Source organism: Neobacillus soli NBRC 102451 (assembly GCF_001591665.1).
Classification (GTDB): domain Bacteria; phylum Bacillota; class Bacilli; order Bacillales; family Cytobacillaceae; genus Neobacillus; species Neobacillus soli.
Window position 1 is genome coordinate 33,216 of sequence record NZ_BCVI01000041.1, and the last position, 26,337, is coordinate 59,552.

General features: G+C 39.9%; 25 protein-coding genes and 1 tRNA gene. 14 read left to right on the forward strand and 12 right to left on the reverse strand.

Annotated features, from left to right (window positions below; translation table 11 throughout):
- Positions 1-21: 21 nt before the first annotated feature.
- The 3 genes from BSO02S_RS15095 to BSO02S_RS15105 form a co-directional block, all read right to left on the reverse strand.
- On the reverse strand, positions 22-231 hold the full coding sequence (locus BSO02S_RS15095) for a hypothetical protein (protein ID WP_066068884.1): 210 nt from the start codon (positions 229-231) through the stop codon (positions 22-24).
- 141 nt (positions 232-372) lie between these two features.
- Positions 373-555, reverse strand: a complete 183-nt coding sequence (locus BSO02S_RS15100; RefSeq protein ID WP_066068887.1) for a hypothetical protein — start codon at positions 553-555, stop codon at positions 373-375.
- 30 nt (positions 556-585) lie between these two features.
- Complete coding sequence (locus tag BSO02S_RS15105) at positions 586-1,590, reverse strand: DUF3231 family protein (RefSeq protein WP_066068890.1); 1,005 nt, start codon at positions 1,588-1,590, stop codon at positions 586-588.
- A gap of 318 nt (positions 1,591-1,908) precedes the next feature.
- Here BSO02S_RS15105 and BSO02S_RS15110 point away from each other — a divergent pair, with 318 nt between their 5' ends.
- Positions 1,909-2,913: a DUF3231 family protein gene (locus BSO02S_RS15110; RefSeq protein ID WP_066068892.1), complete on the forward strand. Its 1,005-nt coding sequence runs from the start codon at positions 1,909-1,911 to the stop codon at positions 2,911-2,913.
- 379 nt (positions 2,914-3,292) lie between these two features.
- Here the strand turns inward: BSO02S_RS15110 and BSO02S_RS15115 are convergent.
- From BSO02S_RS15115 to BSO02S_RS15130, 4 genes are all read right to left on the reverse strand, one after another.
- Positions 3,293-3,366, reverse strand: a tRNA-Arg gene (locus BSO02S_RS15115).
- Positions 3,367-3,429: 63 nt separating this feature from the next.
- Positions 3,430-4,170, reverse strand: a complete 741-nt coding sequence (locus BSO02S_RS15120; RefSeq protein WP_066068895.1) for a YwaF family protein — start codon at positions 4,168-4,170, stop codon at positions 3,430-3,432.
- A gap of 160 nt (positions 4,171-4,330) precedes the next feature.
- Complete coding sequence (gene spoIIP, locus BSO02S_RS15125; RefSeq protein ID WP_066068898.1) at positions 4,331-5,230, reverse strand: stage II sporulation protein P; 900 nt, start codon at positions 5,228-5,230, stop codon at positions 4,331-4,333.
- The gene (locus tag BSO02S_RS15130; protein WP_066068899.1) at positions 5,220-5,762 is read right to left on the reverse strand and encodes an RNA polymerase sigma factor; all 543 of its coding nucleotides are present in this window, start codon (positions 5,760-5,762) and stop codon (positions 5,220-5,222) included. The genes spoIIP and BSO02S_RS15130 overlap by 11 nt, the downstream gene beginning before the upstream one ends.
- A 237-nt stretch (positions 5,763-5,999) precedes the next feature.
- Here BSO02S_RS15130 and mutS point away from each other — a divergent pair, with 237 nt between their 5' ends.
- Positions 6,000-8,612, forward strand: a complete 2,613-nt coding sequence (mutS, locus tag BSO02S_RS15135) for a DNA mismatch repair protein MutS (RefSeq protein ID WP_174524248.1) — start codon at positions 6,000-6,002, stop codon at positions 8,610-8,612.
- 24 nt (positions 8,613-8,636) lie between these two features.
- Positions 8,637-10,547, forward strand: coding sequence for a DNA mismatch repair endonuclease MutL (mutL, locus tag BSO02S_RS15140; RefSeq protein WP_066068902.1), 1,911 nt, complete (start codon positions 8,637-8,639; stop codon positions 10,545-10,547).
- A gap of 94 nt (positions 10,548-10,641) precedes the next feature.
- On the opposite strand, the gene mreBH is transcribed toward mutL, so the two are convergent.
- On the reverse strand, positions 10,642-11,649 hold the full coding sequence (gene mreBH / locus BSO02S_RS15145; protein ID WP_066068905.1) for a rod-share determining protein MreBH: 1,008 nt from the start codon (positions 11,647-11,649) through the stop codon (positions 10,642-10,644).
- A 308-nt stretch (positions 11,650-11,957) separates the two neighbouring features.
- Between mreBH and miaA the strand changes: the two genes are divergently transcribed.
- The 3 genes from miaA (at position 11,958) to spoVK (ending at position 14,261) form a co-directional block, all read left to right on the forward strand.
- Positions 11,958-12,911 (forward strand): tRNA (adenosine(37)-N6)-dimethylallyltransferase MiaA, encoded by a 954-nt coding sequence (miaA, locus tag BSO02S_RS15150; protein ID WP_066068951.1) that lies wholly within the window; start codon positions 11,958-11,960, stop codon positions 12,909-12,911.
- A gap of 30 nt (positions 12,912-12,941) precedes the next feature.
- The gene (gene hfq, locus BSO02S_RS15155) at positions 12,942-13,172 is read left to right on the forward strand and encodes an RNA chaperone Hfq (RefSeq protein ID WP_066068908.1); all 231 of its coding nucleotides are present in this window, start codon (positions 12,942-12,944) and stop codon (positions 13,170-13,172) included.
- A gap of 144 nt (positions 13,173-13,316) precedes the next feature.
- On the forward strand, positions 13,317-14,261 hold the full coding sequence (gene spoVK / locus BSO02S_RS15160; RefSeq protein ID WP_066068911.1) for a stage V sporulation protein K: 945 nt from the start codon (positions 13,317-13,319) through the stop codon (positions 14,259-14,261).
- A gap of 43 nt (positions 14,262-14,304) precedes the next feature.
- Here the strand turns inward: spoVK and BSO02S_RS15165 are convergent, their stop codons facing one another.
- Together BSO02S_RS15165 and BSO02S_RS15170 are read right to left on the reverse strand one after the other, a co-directional pair.
- Positions 14,305-16,092, reverse strand: a complete 1,788-nt coding sequence (locus tag BSO02S_RS15165) for a M14 family zinc carboxypeptidase (protein ID WP_169802754.1) — start codon at positions 16,090-16,092, stop codon at positions 14,305-14,307.
- A 129-nt stretch (positions 16,093-16,221) separates the two neighbouring features.
- A complete protein-coding gene (locus tag BSO02S_RS15170; RefSeq protein WP_066068913.1) occupies positions 16,222-16,827 on the reverse strand; it encodes a trimeric intracellular cation channel family protein in 606 nt (201 codons plus the stop codon).
- Positions 16,828-17,025: 198 nt separating this feature from the next.
- Here BSO02S_RS15170 and hflX point away from each other — a divergent pair, with 198 nt between their 5' ends.
- The 4 genes from hflX (at position 17,026) to glnA (ending at position 21,486) form a co-directional block, all read left to right on the forward strand.
- Entirely contained in the window at positions 17,026-18,285 is a 1,260-nt protein-coding gene (gene hflX, locus BSO02S_RS15175; protein WP_066068917.1) for a GTPase HflX, read from the forward strand.
- 14 nt (positions 18,286-18,299) lie between these two features.
- A complete protein-coding gene (locus tag BSO02S_RS15180) occupies positions 18,300-19,571 on the forward strand; it encodes a methionine gamma-lyase family protein (RefSeq protein ID WP_066068922.1) in 1,272 nt (423 codons plus the stop codon).
- A 170-nt stretch (positions 19,572-19,741) separates the two neighbouring features.
- Positions 19,742-20,116 carry a MerR family transcriptional regulator gene (locus BSO02S_RS15185; protein WP_169802756.1) on the forward strand — a complete coding sequence of 125 codons (375 nt, stop codon included), beginning with the start codon at positions 19,742-19,744 and terminating at the stop codon, positions 20,114-20,116.
- Between the two features lie 35 nt (positions 20,117-20,151).
- Positions 20,152-21,486 (forward strand): type I glutamate--ammonia ligase, encoded by a 1,335-nt coding sequence (gene glnA, locus BSO02S_RS15190; protein ID WP_066068930.1) that lies wholly within the window; start codon positions 20,152-20,154, stop codon positions 21,484-21,486.
- A 56-nt stretch (positions 21,487-21,542) separates the two neighbouring features.
- Here glnA and BSO02S_RS15195 read toward each other — a convergent pair whose 3' ends face one another.
- On the reverse strand, positions 21,543-21,827 hold the full coding sequence (locus BSO02S_RS15195) for a DUF4257 domain-containing protein (RefSeq protein WP_066068931.1): 285 nt from the start codon (positions 21,825-21,827) through the stop codon (positions 21,543-21,545).
- Positions 21,828-22,032: 205 nt separating this feature from the next.
- On the reverse strand, positions 22,033-22,656 hold the full coding sequence (gene lexA / locus BSO02S_RS15200; RefSeq protein ID WP_066068934.1) for a transcriptional repressor LexA: 624 nt from the start codon (positions 22,654-22,656) through the stop codon (positions 22,033-22,035).
- A gap of 157 nt (positions 22,657-22,813) precedes the next feature.
- Between lexA and yneA the strand changes: the two genes are divergently transcribed.
- From yneA to tkt, 4 genes are all read left to right on the forward strand, one after another.
- A complete protein-coding gene (gene yneA / locus BSO02S_RS15205; RefSeq protein WP_066068937.1) occupies positions 22,814-23,140 on the forward strand; it encodes a cell division suppressor protein YneA in 327 nt (108 codons plus the stop codon).
- A gap of 11 nt (positions 23,141-23,151) precedes the next feature.
- A complete protein-coding gene (locus BSO02S_RS15210) occupies positions 23,152-23,799 on the forward strand; it encodes a YneB family resolvase-like protein (protein ID WP_066068940.1) in 648 nt (215 codons plus the stop codon).
- Positions 23,800-23,875: 76 nt separating this feature from the next.
- Entirely contained in the window at positions 23,876-24,106 is a 231-nt protein-coding gene (locus BSO02S_RS15215; RefSeq protein WP_066068943.1) for a DUF896 domain-containing protein, read from the forward strand.
- 177 nt (positions 24,107-24,283) lie between these two features.
- Positions 24,284-26,290, forward strand: a complete 2,007-nt coding sequence (tkt, locus tag BSO02S_RS15220; RefSeq protein ID WP_066068946.1) for a transketolase — start codon at positions 24,284-24,286, stop codon at positions 26,288-26,290.
- Positions 26,291-26,337: the final 47 nt, after the last annotated feature.

The following is a 26,337-nucleotide window of genomic DNA, read 5'->3' on the forward strand; positions in this document are numbered from 1 at the left end:
ACCAATAAAAAAAGCATCCGATTATTCGGATGCATATTTAATTATTCCATGTAAATAAACTGAATACTCTCTCTGTAAATATTCTCTTAATTTAATTCTTTTTTCTGTTTCTAATACTCTAACCAATTCCTGAATCTTTTTTTCATTTTCTTTTGTAGTAGGAATCTCTAATGAAAACAAATTACCTCGACTACTATTTAGTATTTTTTTTAATAACTCAACTTTGTTCATTGGATAATCCCCTTTACCTACTATATTCGACATAAAGGCGACTTTTTCCTTGGAACATCTTATATTGTTTCAAGTTTTACCTACTTTCCACTAAAAAAATCTGATTACAGGTACTATGACAGGAATCGGTAGCTTCTTTTATTAGCTTTTTTTATAACTACCTTCAACCAATCTAATCATATCACGCCCTGATATCTTTTCTGGTTCATGAAAACCTTCTTCATCACGTAAGCTCAAGTACCAGCTGCTATCGTTATCTTCATTTAACCTATATAACTTATTGGTAAAAACATTTGTATAAAAATCTCCATTTCTTAGCCTCATACTATACCCCTCTCTAAGCAATTGTTAGTACTATACTTCTTTTGCAATTTCTTTTCTATTAGGAGCAAGAGGGGGCTGTTCTAACCATTTATTTTGCACCATTAAGTTATACCATTTTTTTGTAATCATTAAATTTTTTAGAATAGTCCCTTCATAAGTTGTTACGAGGTCTGCTCGCATTGATGATGCTAATCCCGCTCCATGATAGTTTTGTGCAGCTTGAAACAAGAATCCAATATGATACAACATTAACTTATCGGAAAAGGGGGAATCAGTTGAAGTTGTCACTTCTGTTTCCCAGGATTTCGGAACTGGTAAATTATCCGATTGCATTATTTTTGCAAATGTTTTTATTTGACCATCAGCCGTTTTCTCGGAATCGGTTAAAAACTTCCTTACTTCTTTTAATTGAGCAACTTGGCTGAATGCGATAGATAGGGTTTTAGTCATAATGCTCTTTTTAAGGTTGATAGAAATACTAATGATTTCTACCGCTGATAATGTTCTACCCTTTCCAAAAAATCCATCTGTGAAATCTTGGCTGGAAATATATTCAGGGTTTTTAGCTGGGTAAAATAAAGGGTCTCTTTGAAAACTTCCTTTCTCAAGCAATAACTCAATGGTTTGATGATACATCTTTTTCGCATCATTATCGCATGAATCGTAAAAGTCCCTTAAGTCTTTTCTAACAGAAACGGCTAATGCAGTGCTGTGTCCCAGCAATCCATGTAAGGTCATAATATGTAAATAATTCAGACAAAATATATCCGTGAATAATCTCGGTTTATCTTTAAAGAGGTCAGATTCAGTAAATCCAATTGGAACAGGAAATCCCTCGTTCTCCATAAAAGTTGCGATTTGCTTTTTTTGTTTTTCAAATGTAATAATAGCTTCCTCAAATATAGCTTTTATTGGCTCATCTTCAATAATAGAAACCATATACTTATTTACCATATCTACCGAAGTGCCGTTCACATACTCTCCCCATAGTGTTCCGATTTCTGAAGATGTGAGTTTTAATTTATTCTTATCCACGTTATCACCTCTAGGATAGTATTTACCAATTTAGTAAGTGATATGAATTTTCTTGAATAATTAGAAACCATTGGACCGATTTTATTGGAAGACTTTGAATCCCACCAGAAAGGCAAATACACTAAAAAGGCAAGCATATTTCTATGCTCACCTTTTTCAAAAAACAATGTAAATTAGAGAATACCTTTTAAAAACTCCATGCCTAAGTTAAGCTATGACCTTTTTATTTTTGATGTATTCCTTAGAGGGGTTATTTATACTTTCCGCTATTTGGGGGAATATTATTCCAGATGTATTCATTAATAGGAGGTTGTTCTATTGGAAGATAAGACAAAAATTCGCTTAACTGCAGCAGAAATGGCTGGCTTATGGACGCAATACATAAACGATACAGTAGCTGTTTGTGTAAACAGCTACTTCTTAGAAAAAGTAGTGGATGGAGAAGCACGTCCCTTAATTGAATGGACACTGGATACAGCGAAAGAAAATATTTCAATCATGCAGGATCTGTTTAAAAAAGAGGATTTTCCGATACCTATCGGATTTACAGAAAAAGATGTAAATCCGACAGCTCCAAGACTATTTTCAGATACGTTTTCCTTAATGTATCTACAACATATGTCCTTTATTGCAATGGCAGCTAATAGTGCAGCACTAGGATTGGCAACTCGCCCAGATGTCTTTGCTTTTCATAAGCGTGTATTAAACAAAGGGGTTGAATTGCAAGAAAAAACAACCAATTTAATGTTAGAACAAGGGACCTATGTAAAAACGCCTTATATACCCACCCCGGACAAGGTGGATTTTGTAGAAAAACAACATTTTTTAGCTGGCTTTTTTGGGAAAAAGAGGACTGTTACTGCAATGGAAATCGCTCATTTGTTTTTAAATACTCAAACTAATGCTATCGGTAAAGCTTTAATAACAGGGTTTGCTCAAACTACTAAAACTGATGAAGTGAAACAATATTTCTTAAGAGGGAAACAGCTTTCACAAAAATATGTAGATACTTTTAGTAATTTTTTAATAAAAGAGGATTTACCAGCCCCTTTGAGCTGGGATTCGGCTGTTTCGGATACAACTACTAGTGTTTTTTCGGATAAATTAATGATGTATCACGTTGCGGCAATGATTGCCGCTGGGATTGGAAATTTTGGAATGGCATTAGCAGTAAGTCCTAGGAGGGATATAGGATTAGAATATGCGTCATTAATTCCAGAAATTGCACTGTATGCCGAAGATGGAGCCAACATTATGATTAAAAACGGATGGATGGAGGAACCTCCCCAAGCAGCAGACCGCGACCAATTAATACAGAATTAATGCCATCAAAAACCGCTGTTGTAGCAAATACACAACTTTCAAGGGTTCAGCCCAGCCACGTATTATTTTTTGTGCATGGGCCGCACACACAAAAAAGGGGATAGCGTTTAGCTACCCCCTTAACTCCAATTCTTTTATAGCTCCGTTATGTCCTCGCCGTCACACAGAACTTGGTCCAAGGAGTCAACGTACATTTTCCTATGAATCTGCTGAAAGTAATGTACCCCCTATTTTGGTGGCTGTGTGTCCTATAAACACAACATACGAGGTCCTACAGTGCAGCTAAAAAACACCAAAAAAACGCTAATTCTACGCTACACATTAACCGATATAAATAAACGGCTAAATAGCGCAAGAAAAGCGTTTCAAGGCTTTTTTATGTCCCAGAGAGGATTCGAACCTCCGACCTACAGTTTAGGAAACTGTTGCTCTATCCTACTGAGCTACTGAGACTTATTAATAGGAACGTTATTTATTATAATAAGTAAATCAGAAAAGGTCAACAAAAAGTTGGAATTATCGAATTGGCAGCTCGCGTGCCACTTCCGTATCTTTTGCAGCCTTTTCACGGAAAATCAACCAAAGGATTAAACTAAGCGATATTAATAACCCTTCCATGGATAAAATATACCAAGGGTAAGGCCCAAGAACATCTAATAGACTCGCACTACTCGGTTTATGGCTTAAGAACATATAATTTCCGTCCACCAGCCTATTGATGAACATAATAATTGGCATCAGAACATTCAAAAATACAAATAACTTTACTACAGACCAGATCGATGGGCGGTATCCCTTTGCCCATGTAAAATAGAGCGGAACCCAAATGATTATTAAATGCGTATAAAAAAAGTGGAAAAAACGGAAATGAGGGAAGTCATAATTTAATAATGGCGTAAAAATCGCCTGAGATGCACCTAATAATGCTGTAAATAGTAAAATCTCATAGATTATTTTTTTTCTAGTTAGCAACAGGAGCACAGTCAAAATTAGGCTGATGCTGCATAATTCAAGTGGGAGAGCATAACTGACATTCCAACTGTCATTCACAAACATCCACAAGTGATAGGTTGTTTCTATGATGATCAATGATATAGCAATCCCGATTTCAGTACGTCTCCATTTCTCGGCTTTTAGCTTATCACTATATAAGAAAATACATGCTGAAACTAGAATTAAGATGAAAATAATGCTAAAGTGACTGACGGAAAATAACTGAAAATCGTAGTTTTTGTTACTCCCTCCAAACCACTCCATACATTCACCTTCCTTCTTTTTATCATATCATGTTTCGAGTTGGAATTTGCGGTCGCGGTCAGAGTATTAAGAACTTTACTCGCGGAGAGGGTACTAACATTAATGTATTCACAATTTATGAGGGCATTCCAATTTTGGAATGCCCGCATTCTTACAAAGGTTATTTATTTCCAATTACTTCCTTGGTGATTTCAGCTAAGGCATCTGCTGAGCGATATTCTTCCTCTAATGTATTTTCAAAGCCGCCAATTTCCAATAGGACTGATCCATCTAACAGGTCTTGATTGTAAGTACTTTGTGGGCCTGAACTTTTTAAGAGAACCCCTCTCGAAAGACCTGGATACTTCTTTTCCATTTCACTGTGAAGTAATGTGGCAAATTTCAAATTTTCCTGATAATTAGCACTTAAACGAGATACTACGAATACGATTCTAGCATAATCTATGCCTTTTATTGTTTCTGTCGTTACGTATCTTTTCTGTGAATCTCTGTGTATATCATATACCATTTTAATGCTTTTATGCTCATCCAATGCGTGTGACAATGACTCTCTTGAAACTTCATAGGACTTAGCAAAAGATAATCCTTTAGATTTTAATATACCCATAATATCTTTGGAATTGTGAATGGTGTTAATATTTTTTTCTTTTAATGCCTGACTAAGTCGATTTCCGACAAGGGTTATATTCTTTGATTCATCATAAGCGTCGTCTGGACTTTTCGCATCGGTTTCGCGAACAAATGATTCAAGATTGTGTGTGTGGTAAATATAGACTAATGGTTCCTGTTGATTAACTGCCGATGAAGCTTGATCCTCTCCAAAAGAGGATAGGGCATGATTGACCACTTCTTTTCCGCTAAAAAAGAAAAACCATGAAATGGCTAGCGCAGACAAGATAATTCCACAAGAAGAAAGTGAAAGTCGCTTCAGGTTCCTTTTTCGATTGATCTTTCTCGCCAGATGTCTCAGTTTAACATCTGTAGCGGAAACAAAATCCTCGTTTGGATTTAATGAATACGTTTCTTTGATCAGCTCAAATAGCTCTTTATCAGTTTGCATTTCGAAAAACCTCCTCTAAATCGTCGAAATCCACTTTCCTTTTGAGGTCTTTTAAGGCCCTGTGGAAATCTACCTTCACCTTGGATTCACTGCATTGAAGGATTTCGGCCGTTTCTTTTATCGAGAATTCATTGATACCTCTCAGGATCGCGGCAGCACGATATTGGGGCTTTAATTTTGCGATTGCCTTATGAACCACTCTTTTCAGTTCATTTTCCTCCACGATTTCATTTGGCTTTTTATCAGTGGAAACGAGCTGTTTGAAGAATCCCTCTTGGAAGATAGAGGTGAATCGTCTTTTTCGATAATGATCAATCGCAACATGTTTGGCAATCGAAAAAATCCACGTCTTTAAGCTGTTGCCGCTATTGAAATTGGCTAAATTGTTCAGGACGCGAATAAACACCTCCTGGGTCAGGTCCTCAGCATCGTTTTGATTCCCAGAAAAACAAATCAGAAACCGATAAACATCCAAATAATGTTTGCGATAGATATCACTAATACGATCTTCCAAGTTCTCTACATCAGGCAAATAACTCCCCCCTCAATTAGGTATTCGTCTATTATTCGCATGAGCCTCAATAAAGGTTACAAGTATTTCCTCTTCAAAAGGAAAATTAATAAATTCCACACTAATTCCTCTATATTTCAATAAAATTAGCGAAAACCCTTTAATTTGGCAGGGAATCAACGGGTGCCTGACAGCACCCGTTTGTGGTATAATAATTTGTCGAAGATACTCGAAAGACTTAAAACCGTGGAGGTCATTATGGCTGGTTATACGCCGATGATACAGCAATATTTAACCGTTAAGGCAGATTATCAAGATGCCTTTTTATTTTTTCGCTTAGGCGATTTTTATGAAATGTTTTTTGAGGATGCCATTAAGGCATCACAAGAATTAGAAATAACCTTAACAAGCCGTGGCGGAGGCACTGAGGAACGGATTCCGATGTGCGGGGTTCCGTACCATGCAGCCGCTAACTATGTCGAACAGCTAATCGCAAAGGGCTATAAAGTAGCGATTTGTGAACAAACCGAGGACCCAAAACTGACAAAAGGGATGGTAAAGCGGGAAGTTGTCCAGCTTATCACACCGGGAACGGTGATGGATGGCAAGGGGTTAAATGACAAAGAGAACAATTATATCGCCTCGATTACCGCCTTTGACGACCAAACCTATGGTTTCGCCTATAATGACATCTCAACAGGAGAAAGTCGGGTCACGATATTATCGAATAATTTTGAGGAAGTCTTGAATGAGCTTGCTGTCTTAAGCGCGAAAGAAGTCGTCGTGGCGGGCAACTTTGACGGGGAACTCCAAAAGAAAATGCGTGAACGCGATGTTCTTGCTATCTCGTTTGAAGATAATAGTTCAATAGATATGAATTTTTCACATCTGCTTGAAGAGATAAATCAAGACAAATTAAAGCAGACTATTGCGAGGCTGTTTAACTATTTATACCGCTCGCAAAAAAGAAGCCTTGATCATCTCCAGCCCGTCGCTACCTATCAAATTCATCATTATATGAAAATTGATTACTATTCAAAGCGAAATCTCGAATTAACGGAAACGATTCGTTCGAAAGGGAAGAAAGGCTCGTTATTATGGCTGCTTGATGAGACAATGACCGCGATGGGCGCGCGTATGCTAAAGGCTTGGATTGACCGGCCGTTAATTAATCAGGTTGAAATTGAACATCGTCAAACCGTCGTAGAAGTCCTTATGGCTCATTATTTTGAGCGCCAGGAGCTGCGTGAAAAACTAAAGGAAGTTTACGATTTAGAACGCTTAGCAGGGCGGGTAGCTTTTGGCAATGTGAATGCCCGCGACTTGGTACAATTAAAGCGCTCGTTAATGCAGGTGCCTTTTTTAAAACAAATCCTTCAGGGGATGCAAAATGAAAAGGTGAACGAAATTGCCGAACTCCTCGATCCATGTGAAGAGGTCACTGACATTTTGGAGCAAGCGATTGTTGAAAATCCACCTCTTTCTTTAAAAGAGGGAAATATGATTCAGGACGGGTACAATGCCCAGCTTGATCAATATCGGGATGCGAGCAGGAACGGGAAAACGTGGATTGCGAGCTTAGAGCGTGAGGAACGGGAGAAAACCGGCATTAAATCGCTGAAGGTTGGTTATAACCGCGTATTTGGCTACTATATTGAGATTACACGGGCGAACCTGCATCTTTTAACAGAAGGGCAGTATGAGCGCAAGCAAACCTTGTCAAATGCTGAACGGTTTATTACGCCTGATTTAAAAGAAAAAGAAGCGTTAATTTTACAAGCGGAAGAAAAATGCGGTGAGCTTGAATATGAGTTATTTACCGAAATCCGCGAGATGGTTAAGGAACAAATTCCGCGCTTACAGTCATTAGCGAAAACAATCAGTGAGCTTGATGTCCTGCAATGCTTTGCCCAAGTCAGTGAAGAACGACGCTATGTGAAACCGCAATTTTCAGCGGAAGGTCGGGTAGCTGTGAAGGACGGCCGTCATCCGGTTGTCGAAAAGGTACTTAACTCCCAAGAGTATGTTCCGAATGATTGCCTCATGGACAGCGACCGCGAAGTTTTGTTAATTACAGGTCCAAACATGTCCGGTAAAAGTACGTACATGCGCCAAATCGCGTTGACGGCAATTTTAGCGCAAATCGGCTGTTATGTGCCGGCAGCGGAAGCAGTATTGCCGATTTTTGACCAAGTATTCACCCGGATTGGTGCTGCCGATGATTTAATTTCTGGGCAAAGTACCTTTATGGTCGAAATGCTCGAGGCTAAAAATGCGATAACAAATGCAACAAAAAACAGCTTAATTTTGTTTGACGAAATTGGCCGAGGTACGTCGACGTACGACGGGATGGCCCTTGCGCAAGCAATTATTGAATACATTCATAAGCGGATTGGGGCTAAGACACTTTTTTCAACCCATTATCATGAGTTAACGGTGTTGGATGAAGAACTGCCGAAGTTAAAAAACATTCACGTCAGTGCGATTGAGCATAATAGCAAGGTAGTTTTCCTTCATAAAATTAAAGAAGGACCGGCCGACAAGAGCTACGGGATTCATGTCGCCCAGCTGGCGGAGCTGCCGGCCGAATTAATCCATCGGGCTAATGAAATTTTAACCGCGCTTGAGCAAACTGATGTTCAGACTGCAACCGCTCCGAAAGCTGAAGTTATAAAAGAAGCACAGGTACAGCCACAGGATCAGCCTGCCCAGTTGTCTTTCTTTGATGAGCCAAAGGAATCTAAGAGACATGAGCATTCCTCTAAAGAAAAACGAGTGTTGGAAAAAATAAAGGAGCTTGATTTATTAGAGATGACACCACTTCAGGCGATAAATTTATTGTATGAGCTGCACAAAAAATTAAAAGGTTAATGTGTGATAAGGAGGCGATTGAATATGGGGAAGATTATCCAATTAGATGATGCCCTTTCCAATAAAATAGCGGCGGGAGAAGTAGTCGAACGCCCCGCCTCTGTTGTCAAAGAGCTGGTTGAAAATGCGATTGATGCCGGCAGCACCGTGGTGGAAATTGAGGTAGAAGAAGCGGGGCTCGCGAAAATCCGGATTACCGATAATGGATATGGGATTGACGAAGAGGACGTATTACTTGCCTTTCAACGCCATGCCACATCCAAAATCAAAGATGAAAATGATTTATTCCGCATCAGGACCCTCGGGTTTCGTGGGGAAGCATTGCCAAGCGTTGCCTCCGTTTCCAGACTTGAGATGAAGACCTCTACGGGGGAAGGTGCCGGAAACCGGGTTGTTATCGAAGGCGGGAAGGTTGAAATCTTTGAAAAAGCTTCAAGCAGACGTGGGACAGATATCACGATTACCGATTTATTTTTCAATACTCCGGCCCGCTTAAAATATATGAAGACGATCCACACCGAACTGGGGAATATCACGGATTTGGTCAATCGGCTTGCTCTATCCCATCCAGAAGTAGCCTTTCGCTTAATCCATAACGAGCGGAAACTGCTGCAAACGAACGGGAACGGCGATGTACGGCAGGTTTTGGCATCGATATACGGAATGGGAATCGCCAAGCAGCTTGTTCCGATCACCGGCCGTTCTCTTGATTATAAAATTACCGGATTTGCTTCCATGCCCGAGATCACCAGGGCATCAAGAAATTATATTTCGACGATGATTAATGGTCGATTTATAAAAAACTATCCGCTGGCCAAAGCCATTCAGGAGGGGTACCATACCTTGCTGCCAATTGGCAGATTTCCGATTGTTCTCCTGAATATTGAAATGGATCCCTTGCTCGTGGATGTCAATGTTCACCCATCGAAAATGGAGGTTCGTATTAGTAAGGAAGCGGAACTGAATGAGCTTGTCACAACGATTATTAAAGAGGCTTTTAAATCGAAGATCTTAATTCCGACAGCCTATACAGCTGTGAAAAAAGAAGCGCCTAAGGATGAGCAGACTGCATTGGTACTTGATGAAGGAACACCACCATCAAGAGAGAAAAAAGAGTTTGGATGGAAACCTTCAGGAGCAACTTCAACCATTCAGGAGAATCGTCCATGGTTGGAAGTTCCAGTGGAAACACCTTTTACAAAGTTACCGATTCAGGATGAAAGCGAAGAGGCGGTTGAGCCCTTCAATTGGCAGGCTGCTACCCCGTTTAGTGATTCACATGAAGATTCCAGTGAACCTAGGATTGAACCAAATGTAAAAACCCATGAAGAGGATAATCTTCATACGGAGAGCAGGATTCCACGATTATATCCAATCGGGCAAATGCATGGAACCTATATTTTTGCCCAGAATGAAAATGGCCTATATATCATTGACCAGCATGCGGCGCAGGAAAGGCTAAAATATGAATACTTTCGTGAAAAAGTAGGACAGGTGCAGTCGGAGCTCCAGGAAATGCTAGTCCCGATAACGTTTGAATATTCAACGGATGAATTTTTAAAAATAAATGAATACCAAAACGAGCTCGAAAAGGTAGGTGTCTTTCTCGAGGAATTCGGACTGAATAGCTTTATTGTCCGTTCCCATCCGCAGTGGCTGCCAAAAGGGGAAGAAAAAGAAATCATTGAAGACATGATTGAGCAGCTTTTATCGATGAAAAAAGTCGATATTAAAAAGCTTCGTGAAGAAGCAGCAATCATGATGAGCTGTAAAGCATCGATTAAGGCAAATCGTCATTTGCGTACGGATGAAATCCAGGCGCTGCTAGATGATCTGCGGAAGGCATCAGACCCGTTTACCTGCCCACACGGCAGGCCGATTATTGTTCATTACAGTGTTTATGAGATGGAGAAAATGTTTAAACGGGTAATGTAATTAATTGTGCCCGAGACACGAAAAAAAGAGGTTGAAGGAGATAATCCTTCAACCTCTTTTTTAACTAAATGATAGAATCATGTCAAATCTATCGCTATTTCATCGCTGCTTGCAGCTTGCTCATATATTGAAGAGCCTTTCCGGTTCCATACGCGACGGATTCAAGCGGGCTTGGTGCCAGTTGGACGGGAACAAAGATTTCGTTACTAAGCCACTCCTCCATCCCGTTCATTAGCGCTCCACCGCCAGTGAGGATGACGCCACGGTCCACGATGTCACCGCTGAGTTCGGCAGGACAATCCTCAAGCGTTGCTCGAATTGCTTCTAGAATATGCAAATGAGCTTCCCTCATCGCATTACGAATTTCATAGGATGATAATGTAATCGTTTTTGGCAATCCGGTTACTAGGTCGCGCCCGCGGACATCCATGTGACGTTCCTCGTGATCAACAAGCGCATAACCGATTTCCATTTTGATATTTTCCGCCGATCTTTCCCCAATTAACACATTGTATTCTTTACGAACATGTTGAATAATGTCATCATCAAGTCGATCGCCGCCTACTTTAATCGAATGGCAGGCAACCACGCCGCCAAAGGAAATAATCGCGACCTCCGTATTCCCACCGCCTATGTCCACAACCACATTGGCAACAGGTTCATCCACGGGCAAACCTGCCCCAATCGCCGCAGCCACAGGCTCCTCAATTAAGCTAATCTTTTTTGCACCAGCATTCCTCACAGCATCTTGAATGGCGCGTCTTTCCACACTAGTAGACCCTGATGGAATACAAACAATCACGTTTGGTTTACGAAGTGCAAAACCAATCTTTTTAGAGGCCTTGCGCATAATATGCTTGAGCAACTCTGTGGTCACATCATAATCAGCGATAACGCCATCCTTTAAGGGGCGGATCGCAACAATTTTTTCAGGCGTTTTTCCTATCATTTCTTTTGCCTCTAGACCGACGGCGACAATATTTTTGGTTACCGTATCGATGGCCACAACAGATGGCTCGTTAATAGCAATCCCTTTATTTTTACTATAAACTAGTATATTTGCCGTTCCTAAATCAATTCCTATATCAAAAGTAGATAACATAAGTCTTTCACCTAATTTCATTATTTTTCATTCAGAATAAGCTACGGTTTAGCCTACCATAAATATGGGGGTAAAAAGCCGTTTGTAAATGAACCGTTATCCATTTGTAAACTTACGTGAAAAATTTCCCATATTCAGTGATAAAATGGATATTATAAAAACATTCCTAAAAAACGCATAGAATAGAATCTTTTTGTATATACTTGTTTGATGTTCAACTGCTTTTCAAAATTGTGTTACGATGTAGGTGTGGAAGTAGAATCAAAGGTAAGCTTTCACTGAAAATGGGATAAGGCAGTGTGAAAATAGTGGATTCAAAACAAAATTTATTAGTTATTATTGGGCCAACGGCGGTAGGGAAAACAAGGTTAAGTATCGATTTGGCCAAGCGATATAACGGTGAAATTATCAGCGGTGATTCGATGCAAATCTATCGCGGAATGGATATTGGTACCGCAAAAATAACAGAGGATGAAATGGAAGGTATCCCGCATCATTTGATTAATATTAAGGAACCTAATGAAAATTTTTCCGTTGCTGAATTTCAACTCCTCGTTAGGGCTAAAATAGGTGAGATTGCCGAAAGGGGAAAGCTCCCAATTATTGTCGGTGGGACAGGGTTGTATATACAGTCAGTCATTTATGATTATCAATTTTCCGATGTGCCAGGGGATGAATCGCTACGGCTACAGCTTGAGGAACGGGTAAAAGAAATAGGGAATGAAGAACTGTTCAAAGAATTAATGGAGGTGGATCCCGGAAGTGCCGCGCAAATTCATCCGAATAATGTGAGAAGGGTCATTCGGGCACTTGAAATATTCAAACTTACAGGTAAGACCATGCAAGAATTCCAAAGTAAACAACAGCCCGACCTTTTGTACAATACGGCGCTCGTTGGCTTGACTATGGAACGGGAGAATCTTTATGAGCGCATTAATTTGCGGGTGGATTTGATGCTGAAAGCTGGGCTTTTAGCGGAAGTAAAAGGCCTATATGATCAGGGTTTGCGGGATTGTCAATCGATACAAGCAATTGGTTACAAAGAAATATATGAATATTTGGATGGAAAAGTTACATTTGAAGAGGCAGTAGCGAATTTAAAACAAAATTCAAGAAGATATGCAAAAAGGCAATTAACTTGGTTTCGGAACAAGATGGAGGTACAATGGTTTGATATGACAGATGTGAATCATTTCTCAAAAAAAATAACGAAAATTTCACATTGTGTTGAAGGAAAGCTTCAAGTAAAATCGAATACATAGTTAGTAGAGATAAAAGAGGAGGATATACAAATGAAAACGACGATTAATATCCAAGATCAATTTTTAAACCAATGCCGTAAAGACAACATCCATGTTACGGTGTTCCTGTTAAACGGATTTCAATTAAGAGGCCAAATTAAGGGCTTTGATAATTTTACAGTTCTTTTTGAATCAGAGGGGAAACAGCAGCTTGTATATAAGCATGCCATTTCAACCTTTGCACCACAGAGAAATGTACAGCTTGACCTGGATGCACAATAAACCACTTCATTTAAAAAGAGCCCATGGGCTCTTTTTATTTTTTAAAAAACTTTTTAATGAAATTCATGGGACCTGAATACATATAGATTGAAGGATTATGCACCCAACTTACGTACACTGTTTGCAGAATGAGAGGTGAAAGCTTTGGATCAACCGATTCGCATGAAAAGTAACGGCCAAATAAGCGTTGTGCTCAATTCACAAAAAAAAATTTTATCAAAAGAGCTACCTGATTTTCAAGTTGTTCCAAAGGTCATTCCCCCTGAGCATTCAGCTCTGATAGAAATTGAGGAGGAGCTCGGGACCTTGGTTGGCATGGAAGAAATGAAACGAATGATAAAGGAAATTTATGCGTGGATTTATGTGAACAAGAAACGCGAGGAAATGGGTTTAAAGGCAAGAAAACAGGCCCTCCATATGATGTTTAAAGGGAATCCAGGAACAGGAAAAACCACGGTAGCAAGGCTGATCGGAAAGTTATTTCAAAAAATGAGCGTTCTAACCAAAGGTCACTTAATTGAGGCAGAGCGTGCTGACCTCGTGGGCGAATATATCGGGCATACAGCCCAAAAGACAAGAGATCTAATCAAGAAGGCTCAAGGGGGGATTCTGTTTATTGATGAGGCCTACTCACTCGGCCGGGGCGGGGAAAAAGATTTTGGCAAGGAAGCGATTGATACACTCGTTAAGCATATGGAAGATAAACAACATGAATTTATTCTTATTCTTGCAGGATATTCCAGTGAAATGGAGTACTTCCTAACATTAAATCCTGGACTTCATTCTCGTTTTCCATTGGTCGTTGACTTCCCGGACTATAATATTAATCAGCTGATGGACATTGCAGGGAGAATGTTGATCGAAAGAGAGTATACTCTGAGCCACGAGGGTGAAAAAAAATTAAGAGATCATTTAATTTGGGTAAAGGCAGTGTTAAATCCCAATAGTTTTTCAAATGGCAGGTATGTACGTAATGTCATTGAGAAATCAGTCCGGGCCCAGGCAATGAGGCTGCTAATGTTAAATAACTATGACAGACATGAATTAATGACGCTTAGAAGCAATGATCTTATCTTTGATGAGGATTAGTTTCAAAAAAAACGGCAGATTAGCCATCTGCCGTTTTTTTTGATTATTCAGCTGATAGATTGGCTGGATCTTCTTGAGGGTTTTTTTCATTTTCAGAAACGATTAATTTGTCAAGTCCTTCCGCAATGGCTGCCTTTTTAGCGGCAAGCATCTTCTCTGTCAGCACAAAAAACTTGTATTGACCTGGGAAAAGTTTTATTTTGTTTTCTTTAAACGCAACTGCTTCAGTCTCCATTTGTTCAAGCACGAAAAGCTGCTTGTTAATTTCATTAACATCGCCTAATTTCAGTTGCTCCTCAATCTGAACCGTTAAGTTGAATCGTTTAATTTCATACATGGTATTTTCCACAGTAATAGAAGCAGGAAGAATATACTTTTCAGTGGCTAACGATCTAACCTTTGGACTAGTCATTTTTGACAATGCATTCATTGTTGTTGATTTCATCGTGATTAGCTGTTGTTGTTGGGCTGCCGTATTAGCGTTTAATGTCCCATCTTCGAATGGTTTAAGATAAGCTTTTTGATAGGATTGTAACTTTTCACCTGCTGTTATTCCGGCAATATATTTCTCTGAATTTCCCAGCTGTAATTTGATGTCTTTCTGGAATGGCTCAAGTTTTTTTCTGTAGCTGGAATAAAGCTTTCCAGTCTGTTGTGCCAATTTATGATTTTCGTTTTTTACATTATTGTATAGATCGGTGAATTTCTTCTCGATTTTTAAATTGGCTTGACCTTTCACATTACTATCATAATAGGGTTGAAGCTTTTTAGACTGTGATTGTAAATTCTTATATTTTGTTTGCAGCGAGGAATAATTTCGTTCATTAAATAGTTTAGATCCCTCAGCGGCAACATATAAGCCCACCGCTTGATTTTCCTTCCAAGCATTTGGAAATTCACTAAGCGGCGGATTGGATTCATAAACAGGCTTTGAGATTTCTGGAGTAAAACCTGGCCGTTTTTTCACTGATACAAACCAATCGGTAAAACCGCCTCCGCCAGATGGGTTCTTCCCAGTATAAATTAATCGGTATCCAGTCATTTTCCCAATCTTTTTAGCATGAACGAGATCCCTTTTGTATCGTTTTGTATCCTGTTTATAATTCCAATACATGATTTTACCAGTACTGTGGTAAGAGACAGCCATTTCAGGGTCAATATCTTTTACAAATTTTAAGATAACCTTTGTTTCAGCTGTTGTGGCAGGTGCTTTCCCTTTATAGTCTTTATAACTAGGCTTTTTCGGCCCCTGGATCTTTTCCCAGCCGGCATCATACTGCCTATTAAGGTCGACGCCTTTAATGTTTGCTTTCCAGCGTTTAAAATTCTTACTGCCTTTATTCATCGTTATCAGTGATTTATGCATGCTTTTTGGGAATGCCTTTAATCCCATTTGCTGCAAAGTAACCCCATCAGGATTTACCATGGGAACAAACCAGATTGTTGTGGTGGATAAAATTTCACGAGGATTATATCCGTTAATTTTTTTGTTTTTGAGGTAAGCATCGGCATACTGATTCATCATGTACATATTTAATGTGGTTGTCATCCACTCACGGGCATGGTGAGAGCCGTTAATAAATACTTTACTCGGCCCATTTCCCAGTGAGAGGGCATAGATGTTACGTCCCAATTCCGATTTACCAATCACTTTTACCTTTATTAAGTTTGGATATGTATGTTCTAGTTTCTTCATATCGGATACCATTTTAGAGTATGTGTATACCTGTTTAGGGTTTACAATGAAAGAAGCTGCTTTGGCGTTTTCCGTGAAGGATAACCCTGAAAATAAAAGAATGAGAATAATAATAGAAATTTTGAATCTACGCAATGATGCTCCTCCTTGACTTTCTTAATCTAGCAAACAATCTAAATATTACCACTAAAATGGTCTATAAAAAACCCCTTTTACTTTAGTAAAATAAAATACTACTAAAGTAAAAAGGGGATAAAGGTTATATTATAAATGTTCAATCCTTCGGGTCGGCAATTTCCAATCAAAAGTATAGGAAAGAACGCGTAACACAGTAACAAGAATAAATAATGTGTACAATTCCCACGCATGGGATGCAATCTTAAGCCCGATAATAAGCCCGGCAAGAATCGCCCAAACGGCATAAATTTCTGATCTTAGTACAATCGGTTTTCTTCCCGCTAATAAATCACGAATGATCCCGCCGCCGATGCCAGTTAATACCGCTGCAACAATCACAGCACTGAGCGGATGGTTCATGTTCGCTGCATAAATAGCGCCCTGAATCGCAAATGCCGACAGGCCAATCGAATCGAACAGGCTGCCCCACTTTTGCCAGTGTTTGAGCAGATTCGTTGGAAATAAAAACACAGCTGTAATCGACAGCAAGGCAATTTGAAAAAATAATCCTTGCTCCCAAATGGTAGAAACCGGTACACCGATTAACAGGTTTCGAATTGCGCCGCCGCCAAAAGCGGTGACAATTCCTAAAATATAAACGCCTAAAATATCATATTCCTCTTCCAAAGCCACGATTGCTCCGCTGACAGCAAAGGCAATTGTGCCAATCATACTTAAAACTTCCCATGTCATTTTTTATCCGATTTCTCCTTGCTATCTATTTAATAAAAACACTATATTCATAGTGAAATTTAATTAATCAACAAACAGTAAAATTCTATCATGATGCGGGAAAATTACAACATTTATTTTTATCATGGGAAAATTAGAGTATGCAGGTGTTTTTTGTTATGATGAGTGGTAGAGCATTTAAGGAAGGAAGGATGCCTTGTGGAACAAAAAGAAACGAGAGAGAAAGCAATCCTTGTCGGCTGTCAAACTAGTAAAGATGATGTTCTACGTTTTAGCTATTCAATGGAAGAATTAGCGGCATTAACGGAAACTGCACAGGGTGATGTGTTGATCACTGTCGTCCAAAAACGGGAGCGCCGCCATCCCGCCACGTACATAGGTAAAGGGAAAGTGGAAGAATTAAATGCCCTAGTTGAAGAACTCGAGGCAGATATAGTCATCTTTAATGACGAACTATCTCCAAGTCAAAAAAGAAATCTTGCTTCTGAAATAGATGCACGGATTATTGACAGAACCCAGCTCATCTTAGACATCTTTGCCCAAAGGGCCCGCTCGAAAGAAGGTAAACTGCAGGTTGAACTTGCGCAGCTCCAATACATACTGCCGCGCCTTGCCGGTCAGGGTACCGCCTTATCACGGCTGGGTGCTGGAATTGGAACGAGAGGACCTGGGGAAACGAAGTTAGAATCGGACCGCCGTCATATTCGGCGCAGACTCGATGATATTAAAACCCAGCTTTCTGTCATTGTTCAGCATCGTGACCGCTACCGGGAAAGAAGAAAGAAAAATAAAGCCTTCCAGGTCGCAATTGTTGGCTACACGAATGCCGGGAAATCGACGCTTTTTAATCGGTTATCCGAGGCTGAATCGTATGAGGAAAATCAATTATTTGCCACACTTGATCCGATGACTCGAAAATTAATTTTACCAAGTGGGTTTTTATCACTAGTTACTGATACGGTTGGTTTTATTCAAGATCTTCCAACCACACTGATTGCAGCTTTTCGCTCAACACTTGAAGAAGTTAAAGAAGCAGACCTAATTCTCCATGTTGTCGATATGTCCAACCCAGATTATTTTCATCACGAAAAAACCGTTAACAAGCTCCTTGAGGATCTGGATATTAAAGAGATCCCGCAATTAACCGTTTATAATAAAAAGGATATTCAGCATCCTGACTTTGTGCCAACGGCCGATACTCCTACTGCTTTTATCAGCGCTTTTGATAAAGACGACCGCCAAGCGTTAAAGGAGAAAATGGAGAAGCTTGTGATGGAAATGATGGACCCTTATGAGGTACAGGTTCCGTCGACTGAGGGAAAGCTGCTTTCCCAATTAAAAAACGAAACAATCTTAAGAGAACTATCCTTTGATGAAGAAAGCCAGCTTTATCAATGCAGAGGTTTTTCACTGGAAGACCATCAAATAACAGGGCAATTACAGAAATTCAAGATGTAGATAGGAGTAACAACATGTTTCAACAGTTGAAAAGCGGAGAACGACTTCAGCCAATTGTAAAAGAAGCAGAACAATTAATTGCTGAAGTACATAAAAAAATAGACGAAAGAATTGAGAAAAATCAATTTCGTGTATTAAAGAGTTTTCAAAACAAAAGAGTGAGTGATTCCCATTTTATCCCGTCTACGGGCTATGGTTACGATGATATTGGCAGAGATACACTGGAATTAATCTATGCAGATGTCTTTGGGGGGGAAGCAGGTCTTGTTCGCCCGCAAATTATTTCCGGTACACACGCCATCTCCATCGCTTTATTTGGTGTGCTGCGCCCAGGGGATGAGCTTCTTTATATAACGGGCAAACCTTATGACACGCTTGAAGAAATAGTCGGGATTCGTGGGAACGGGATTGGCTCATTAAAGGAATTCGCTATTTCTTATGATAGCGTGGCATTGACCAATGAAGGTGGAGTCGATTGGGAGACCATCGCTAAGAAAATAAAGCCGAATACAAAAATGATTGGCATCCAGCGCTCGAAAGGCTATGCGGCACGACCTTCATTCACGGTGGCGGAAATAGCCGAAATGATTACCTTTGTGAAAGAAATCAAACAGGATGTCGTCGTATTTGTTGATAACTGTTACGGGGAATTTGTAGAGGAGTTGGAGCCTTGTCATGTTGGAGCGGATTTAATGGCGGGTTCGCTTATTAAAAACCCCGGCGGCGGGATTGTGAAGACAGGCGGCTATATTGTCGGTAAAAAACAATGGGTGAAGGCCTGTTCCTACCGGCTGACCTCACCAGGCATCGGGGCAGAAGCTGGTGCCTCTCTCTACAGTCTGCAAGAAATGTATCAAGGTTTCTTCCTTGCACCGCATGTCGTTGGCCAGGCGTTAAAAGGTGCAGTATTTACGGCAGCAATGTTGGAGAAATTAGGAATGAATTCTTCGCCAAGATGGGACGCGGAGCGAACAGATTTAATTCAATCGGTACAGTTCGATGACCGGGATCAAATGATTGCCTTTTGCCAAGCAATCCAATTTGCCTCACCGGTTAATTCCTACGTGACTCCACATCCAAGCTATATGCCAGGGTATGAGGACGATGTCATTATGGCCGCAGGGACATTTATCCAGGGTGCAAGTATTGAGCTTACCGCAGATGGCCCACTCAGGCCTCCCTATATAGCCTATGTTCAAGGCGGCTTAACCTACGCCCACGTAAAAATGGCCGTTTGTCTTGCCATCGACCACTTAGTTGAAAAAAGTTTGATTGAACTAAAATAGGGAAATAAATGACGAGGACAGCTTCTTACAAGCTGTCCTTTTTCTTTTGAAAAAACCATGTTAGAAAACCTAACATGTATTTGACATCTTTTCTACCACCAAATATAATATAAAATATAATTTAGAAAAGGGAGGAGAAATTGGTGAGTGGAAAGGAAATTCGCCGCTCGATGCCACTGTTTCCCATCGGAACTGTCATGCAGCTAACAGAACTAACAGCAAGGCAAATCCGCTACTATGAAGAACACCAATTGATTTCTCCAGCAAGAACCGAGGGGAACAGGCGTCTATTTTGCTTAAATGATATTGATAGGCTTTTAGAAATTAAGGATTTAATTGACCAAGGTGTGAATATGGCTGGTATTAAGCAACTATTCTTGGTCAAACAAGAACAATCTAAAGCGCTAGAGCCGCAAGCGGAAAAGGCAAAACGTGAGTTAACGGATGATCAGTTGCGAAAGCTTTTGCGCAACGAATTAATGCATACGGGCAGGTTGAATCGCTCATCCTTACGACAGGGTGATATCTCGCGCTTTTTCCATTAGAAAATGAAGTTTATATAAAAATTGGAGGATTTAAAATGGCAAAGTTTTCAAGAGAAGATATTAAACAGTTGGCAATAGAGGAAAACGTTAAATTTATTCGCTTACAATTTACAGATATTCTTGGAACCATTAAAAACGTGGAAATCCCAATCAGCCAATTAGAAAAAGCACTTGATAACAAAATGATGTTCGATGGTTCTTCAATTGAGGGATTTGTTCGAATTGAAGAGTCAGACATGTACTTGTTCCCTGATTTAGATACATGGGTTGTCTTCCCTTGGACAGCGGAAAAAGGAAAAGTGGCCCGCCTCATTTGTGATATTCACAATTCTGATCGCACTCCGTTTGGCGGCGATCCGCGCAATAACTTAAAGCGTGTATTAACAGAAATGCATGAGCTTGGCTTTACGGATTTCAATCTTGGACCAGAGCCTGAATTCTTCTTATTTAAATTAGACGAAAAAGGTGAACCATCTTTAGAGTTAAACGATAAAGGCGGCTACTTTGATTTAGCGCCAATCGACCTTGGCGAAAACTGCCGCCGCGACATCGTACTTGAATTGGAAGAAATGGGCTTTGAAATTGAAGCTTCACACCATGAAGTAGCACCAGGTCAGCACGAGATTGATTTCAAATATGCAGATGCTCTAACAGCTTGTGACCAAATTCAAACCTTCAAACTTGTAGTAAAAACCATTGCCCGCAAACACGGCCTGCACGCAACTTTCATGCCGAAGCCATTATTTGGTGTTAATGGATCGGGAATGCATATGAACCTTTCATTATTTAAAAACGGAGAAAATGCATTCTTCGATCCTACCGGTGATCTACAGATGAGTGACACAGCCCGTCAATTCATTGCGGGAATTCTGAAACATGCACCAAGCTTTACAGCTGTAACAAATCCAACGGTAAACTCTTATAAACGTCTTGTACCAGGCTATGAGGCACCATGCTATGTAGCGTGGTCTGCACAAAACCGTTCACCATTAATCCGTATTCCGGCATCCCGTGGTTTAAGTACACGTGTGGAAGTACGAAGTGTGGACCCGGCAGCAAATCCATATCTGGCAATGGCCGTGCTTCTAAAAGCAGGCTTAGAAGGAATTAAAAATAAATTAACTCCGCCTGCACCAGTGGATCGCAATATTTATGTAATGAGCAAGGAAGAAAGGATTGAAGAAGGAATCATCGATCTTCCTGCAACCTTAGCGCAAGCATTAGATTTATTAAAGGCTGACGATGCCATTGTATCAGGTCTTGGCGAACACATAATGGAACACTTTGTCGAAGCGAAAGAGATTGAATGGGATATGTTCCGTACGGTCGTGCACCAATGGGAACGTGACCAATATATGAGCATGTATTAATAATGAAAACCCCCTAGTACCATTTTCGGTACTGGGGGTTTTTTGTGGTTTTATCCTTATTTTTCGCTGTCTTGGTTTAATAGTTTAAATCGATTTAAGACAGCATCACCACCAATCCCGGCAATGATAGAAAAAATAATATTTTCTACAAAAGAATTTGGGGATGTGTACAGCACAAGGAGAAGGGCGGCCACTGAACCTAGAAGCATTTCTTCTAGAAAACCGAGATAAATGAACTTTTTTGTCTTTCGAGGCATGATGATTTTACCGTGCTTTCGAACATGTCCGATAATCCCAACCGTTCCACCAATCACTAAAGAGAAAATAATGTCCTGTAACACTGTTTCTCACACTCCTTAAGCCTGTTATTTTTGGACCTAAGGTAAATCTTGGTGTATTTTTATTATATGAAATATTACTAACATAAGCATGAGTATAAATACTGAATTTTCAATATATTAATTAAGGGTATGATATTGCCGAGTAAATTTCCCAATAAAAGAGATACAAAAAGAGCTGGCATATTTGATGCCAGCTCTCTTTGTATTAATGAATATGTCGATAAACCCCAATAACTTTTCCTAAGATCGAAACATTTCCTAAAATGATCGGTTCCATTGTAGAATTTTCCGGCTGAAGGCGGATGTAGTCTTTTTCCTTAAAAAATCTCTTACATGTAGCCTCATCTTCCTCTGTCATCGCTACTACAATATCACCGTTATTAGCAGTTTGCTGTTGCTTAACGATAACGTAATCTCCGTTAAGAATCCCGGCTTCTATCATACTTTCACCCATGACTTCGAGCATAAAGACCTGTTCATCAGAGGGGGCTAGACTTTCAGGCAGCGGGAAATACTCTTCTACATTTTCGATAGCAGTAATGGGTAAACCTGCGGTAACTTTCCCAACAACAGGAACGTTGACAACCTTGTTTCTTGGGATATGTGCATCTTCATCCACATCCAAAATTTCGATGGCTCTTGGTTTCGTTGGATCGCGTCTAATTAGCCCTTTACTTTCCAATCTTGCTAAATGACCGTGAACAGTGGAGCTGGATGCTAGTCCAACAGCTTCGCCAATTTCCCTTACAGAAGGAGGATATCCTTTACTCTTAACCTCGCTTTTTATGTAATCCAAGATATCCTGCTGCCGCTTTGATAATTTCGTCATGATAAAATCCACCTCGCCTGGTTAATGTTGTCTTTATTATAACATGTTCTCCATATCTATACAAACATAAGTTCGAAAAATAGTTGACAACAAACAAACGTTCGAATTATAATAATATTAATCAAACGAACATATATTCCTATAAGAGGTGTTATTCATGAAGAAACTATGGAACAAATACTCCTATGCTATTACTCTAATTATTTTAAGCTGTTCACTAGCTATCATATTATCCTTCCAGCAGCATTCGAAAGACGCTGATCAGTATTTAAAGGTTAAAATCTCAGAAGGAGATTCACTTTGGAACATCTCTAATCAATTTTCGAATCAGCATTCTTTATCAAATGAAGAGTTTGTTACCTGGACAAAAAAACATAATGAGATAGAAGGGGAAGAAATTTTTCCTGGCGAGGAAATTATCATTCCGGTCAGCATAAAGGCTGCATCTTCAACAACAGAATTAGCAAGTGCCCTCGGGAATTAGAAAGGAACCTTATGAAAGCAATCATCTACTGCCGTGTCAGTACAAATAAAGAAACACAAGAAACATCATTAACGCGACAAGAGGAAGAATTGACACAACTTGCAAAACAGTACCAATTTGAAATCGATTCGATTATTAAAGAAAAGGCAAGCGGCTATGATTTCGACCGCGATGGGATCCTCCAATTATTAGAAAAAATCAAAGATAATCAAGTACAAGCTGTGTTAATTCAGGATGAAACACGACTTGGCAGGGGAAACGCCAAAATTGCGCTCTTGCATTGCATTATCAAAGAAAATATTAAACTATATAGCATTTCGCATAATGGAGAATTGCAGCTTTCCGAATCGGATTCGATGGTTTTGAAAATTGTCAGTATGGTCGAAGAATATCAACGAAAACTGCATAATGTAAAAATTAAGCGGGGCATGAAACGAGCGGTTAGCCAAGGCTATAAACCGGAAAAAAATTTAAAAAATCTTGGAGAAGCGTCTGGACGCGAAAAGATTGAAGTTCCGGTTGAAGAAATTGCTAGGTTAAGAAAAAATGGATTGACCTTTGCCGAAATAGCCGCTACGTTACGAGGTTTTGGTTATAGCATTTCTAAAGCAACCGTACACAGAAGATATCAAGAATATAGGGAATCAGAAGAGGACTAGACCCTTTGCCTTGTCAGAAGGTCCTTTTTTTAGTAAAATCAAGTGTCATGTAATCAGTTGAAAGGAAGATGCTTGAATGCTATCAAAAGAAAAAATGGCTAGAATTAATGAACTGGCAAGAAAAGCAAAGGCAACGGGATTGACTGAACTAGAAGCAAAAGAGCAATCTAAATTAAGAAGTGAATATCTGACAGCTTTTCGTTCTAATATGCTTGATACATTAACAAATACAAAGTTTATTGATCCAGAAGGAAATGACGTCACACCAGAAAAAATTAAGGCCCGGAAAAAAAATACACTTCATTAATAATTCAGGAATACAATTTTTGTATTCCTTTTTACATATATAACTATTTCTGTGTAAAAATAAGGAACAAAATGTGTTTTATTTCACATTATGTTGCTATTTGTTGAATTAATTACTGGAGCAATATAATATTAATAATGTATTTAGTATCCTCGTTATGAAGAAAGGATGTATTTCATGTTTAATACTATTGATGATTTATCTGTAACTTCTATTCGTACACTTGCTATTGATGCAATCGAGAAAGCAAATTCAGGACACCCTGGGATGCCAATGGGTGCGGCACCAATGACATATACATTGTGGACTCGTTTCATGAACCAAAATCCGAAGAATCCACATTGGTTTAACCGCGACCGTTTTGTCTTATCAGCTGGTCATGGTTCAGCATTGTTATACAGCATGCTGCACTTGTCTGGTTTCAACTTAACAATGGATGACTTAAAGCAATTCCGTCAATGGGGCAGTAAGACACCAGGACACCCAGAGTACCGCCACACAGAAGGTGTAGAAGCAACAACCGGTCCGCTTGGCCAGGGAATTGCAATGGCAGTAGGAATGGCAATGGCAGAACGTCATGTCGCAAGCGTTTATAACAAAGATAACTATGAACTTGTGAACCATTTTACATACAGTGTTTGCGGAGATGGAGATTTAATGGAAGGTGTATCTGCTGAGGCTGCCTCACTTGCAGGTCACTTAAAATTAGGCCGATTAGTAGTTCTTTATGATTCAAACGATATTTCTCTTGATGGGGATTTAAATAAATCATTCTCTGAAAGTGTAAAAGGTCGTTTCCAAGCATACGGATGGCAATATCTTCGTGTGGAAGATGGCAATAATTTAGAAGAAATTGCAAAAGCCCTTGAAGAGGCAAAAAGTGATCTAGACAGACCAACGATGATTGAAGTGAGAACAGTCATTGGTTATGGTTCACCGAACCGCGCTGGAACTTCTGGTGTTCACGGTTCTCCACTAGGAGCAGATGAATTAAAGCTTACCAAAGAGGCTTACAAATGGACCTTCGAAGAAGATTTCCATGTACCTCAAGAAGTGTATGAGAACTTCCAAAAACTCATCGTTGACAATGGTGAGAAAAAGGAAAAAGAGTGGAATGACCTTTTTGCTCAGTATAAAAAAGAGTATCCTGAATTAGCTTTACAGCTTGAGCAAGCATTAAATAATGAACTTCCTGAAGGTTGGGATAAAGATATCCCAGTTTACAGTGAAGGCAAAAGCCTTGCAAGCCGCGCTTCTTCTGGTGAAGTATTAAATGGTATTGCTAAAAATCTTCCTATTTTTATCGGTGGATCAGCGGACCTTGCCGGTTCGAATAAAACGATGATCAAAGGAACAAAAGATTATATGCCTGGATCCTATGAAGGCCGCAATTTCTGGTTCGGTGTTCGTGAATTTGCAATGGGTGCTGCGATGAATGGTATTTCACTGCACGGTGGTGTAAAAGTTTTTGGGGGAACCTTCTTTGTCTTCTCTGACTACTTGCGCCCAGCCATCCGCCTTGCCGCGTTAATGGGATTACCTGTTACATATGTTTTCACTCATGACAGTATTGCCGTTGGGGAAGATGGACCAACACATGAGCCAGTCGAACAGCTGGCAGCATTACGGGCGATGTCAGGCTTATCTATCATTCGTCCTGCGGATGGCAATGAAACGGCAGCAGCTTGGAGGCTTGCGGTTGAGTCAACAAACAAGCCGACAGCGCTCGTATTGACACGTCAAGATTTACCGACCTTAAAAGGTACCGATACAAATGCATACGAAGGAGTTTCAAAAGGAGCGTATGTCATTTCTCCTTCAGAAAGAGAAACTCCAGATGCGCTTCTGCTAGCAACTGGTTCGGAAGTAAGCCTGGCTGTTGAAGCACAAAAAGCCCTTGCTGGCGAAGGCGTTCACGTTTCCGTTGTAAGTATGCCTTCATGGGATCGCTTTGAGGAACAATCCCAGGAATACAAAAATTCAGTCCTGCCAAAGAGTGTGAAAAAACGTCTAGGAATCGAAGTGGGCTCTTCCTTTGGCTGGCACAAGTACACTGGTGATGAAGGCGATGTATTGGCCATCGATAAATTCGGAGCATCAGCACCAGGCGAAAAGATAATGGAAGAATACGGCTTTACTGCTAATAACGTTGTCGCACGCGTTAAGGCATTATTACAAAAATAAGATAGTGAAATTTGAGGGAGAACGGAAATTCCGTTCTCTCTTTTTTT

Excerpts from the sequence above, each read along its gene's own strand:
- mutS (WP_174524248.1), top strand. The coding sequence starts at position 6,000 with ATGGCTGGTTATACGCCGATGATACAGCAATATTTAACCGTTAAGGCA.
- mreBH (WP_066068905.1), bottom strand. The coding sequence starts at position 11,649 with ATGTTATCTACTTTTGATATAGGAATTGATTTAGGAACGGCAAATATA.
- mutL (WP_066068902.1), top strand. The coding sequence starts at position 8,637 with ATGGGGAAGATTATCCAATTAGATGATGCCCTTTCCAATAAAATAGCG.
- BSO02S_RS15185 (WP_169802756.1), top strand. The coding sequence starts at position 19,742 with ATGCCACTGTTTCCCATCGGAACTGTCATGCAGCTAACAGAACTAACA.
- BSO02S_RS15100 (WP_066068887.1), bottom strand. The coding sequence starts at position 555 with ATGAGGCTAAGAAATGGAGATTTTTATACAAATGTTTTTACCAATAAG.
- BSO02S_RS15180 (WP_066068922.1), top strand. The coding sequence starts at position 18,300 with ATGTTTCAACAGTTGAAAAGCGGAGAACGACTTCAGCCAATTGTAAAA.
- hfq (WP_066068908.1), top strand. The coding sequence starts at position 12,942 with ATGAAAACGACGATTAATATCCAAGATCAATTTTTAAACCAATGCCGT.
- spoIIP (WP_066068898.1), bottom strand. The coding sequence starts at position 5,230 with ATGCAAACTGATAAAGAGCTATTTGAGCTGATCAAAGAAACGTATTCA.
- glnA (WP_066068930.1), top strand. The coding sequence starts at position 20,152 with ATGGCAAAGTTTTCAAGAGAAGATATTAAACAGTTGGCAATAGAGGAA.
- tkt (WP_066068946.1), top strand. The coding sequence starts at position 24,284 with ATGTTTAATACTATTGATGATTTATCTGTAACTTCTATTCGTACACTT.
- BSO02S_RS15215 (WP_066068943.1), top strand. The coding sequence starts at position 23,876 with ATGCTATCAAAAGAAAAAATGGCTAGAATTAATGAACTGGCAAGAAAA.
- BSO02S_RS15210 (WP_066068940.1), top strand. The coding sequence starts at position 23,152 with ATGAAAGCAATCATCTACTGCCGTGTCAGTACAAATAAAGAAACACAA.
- lexA (WP_066068934.1), bottom strand. The coding sequence starts at position 22,656 with ATGACGAAATTATCAAAGCGGCAGCAGGATATCTTGGATTACATAAAA.
- BSO02S_RS15120 (WP_066068895.1), bottom strand. The coding sequence starts at position 4,170 with ATGGAGTGGTTTGGAGGGAGTAACAAAAACTACGATTTTCAGTTATTT.
- BSO02S_RS15170 (WP_066068913.1), bottom strand. The coding sequence starts at position 16,827 with ATGACATGGGAAGTTTTAAGTATGATTGGCACAATTGCCTTTGCTGTC.
- yneA (WP_066068937.1), top strand. The coding sequence starts at position 22,814 with ATGAAGAAACTATGGAACAAATACTCCTATGCTATTACTCTAATTATT.
- BSO02S_RS15095 (WP_066068884.1), bottom strand. The coding sequence starts at position 231 with ATGAACAAAGTTGAGTTATTAAAAAAAATACTAAATAGTAGTCGAGGT.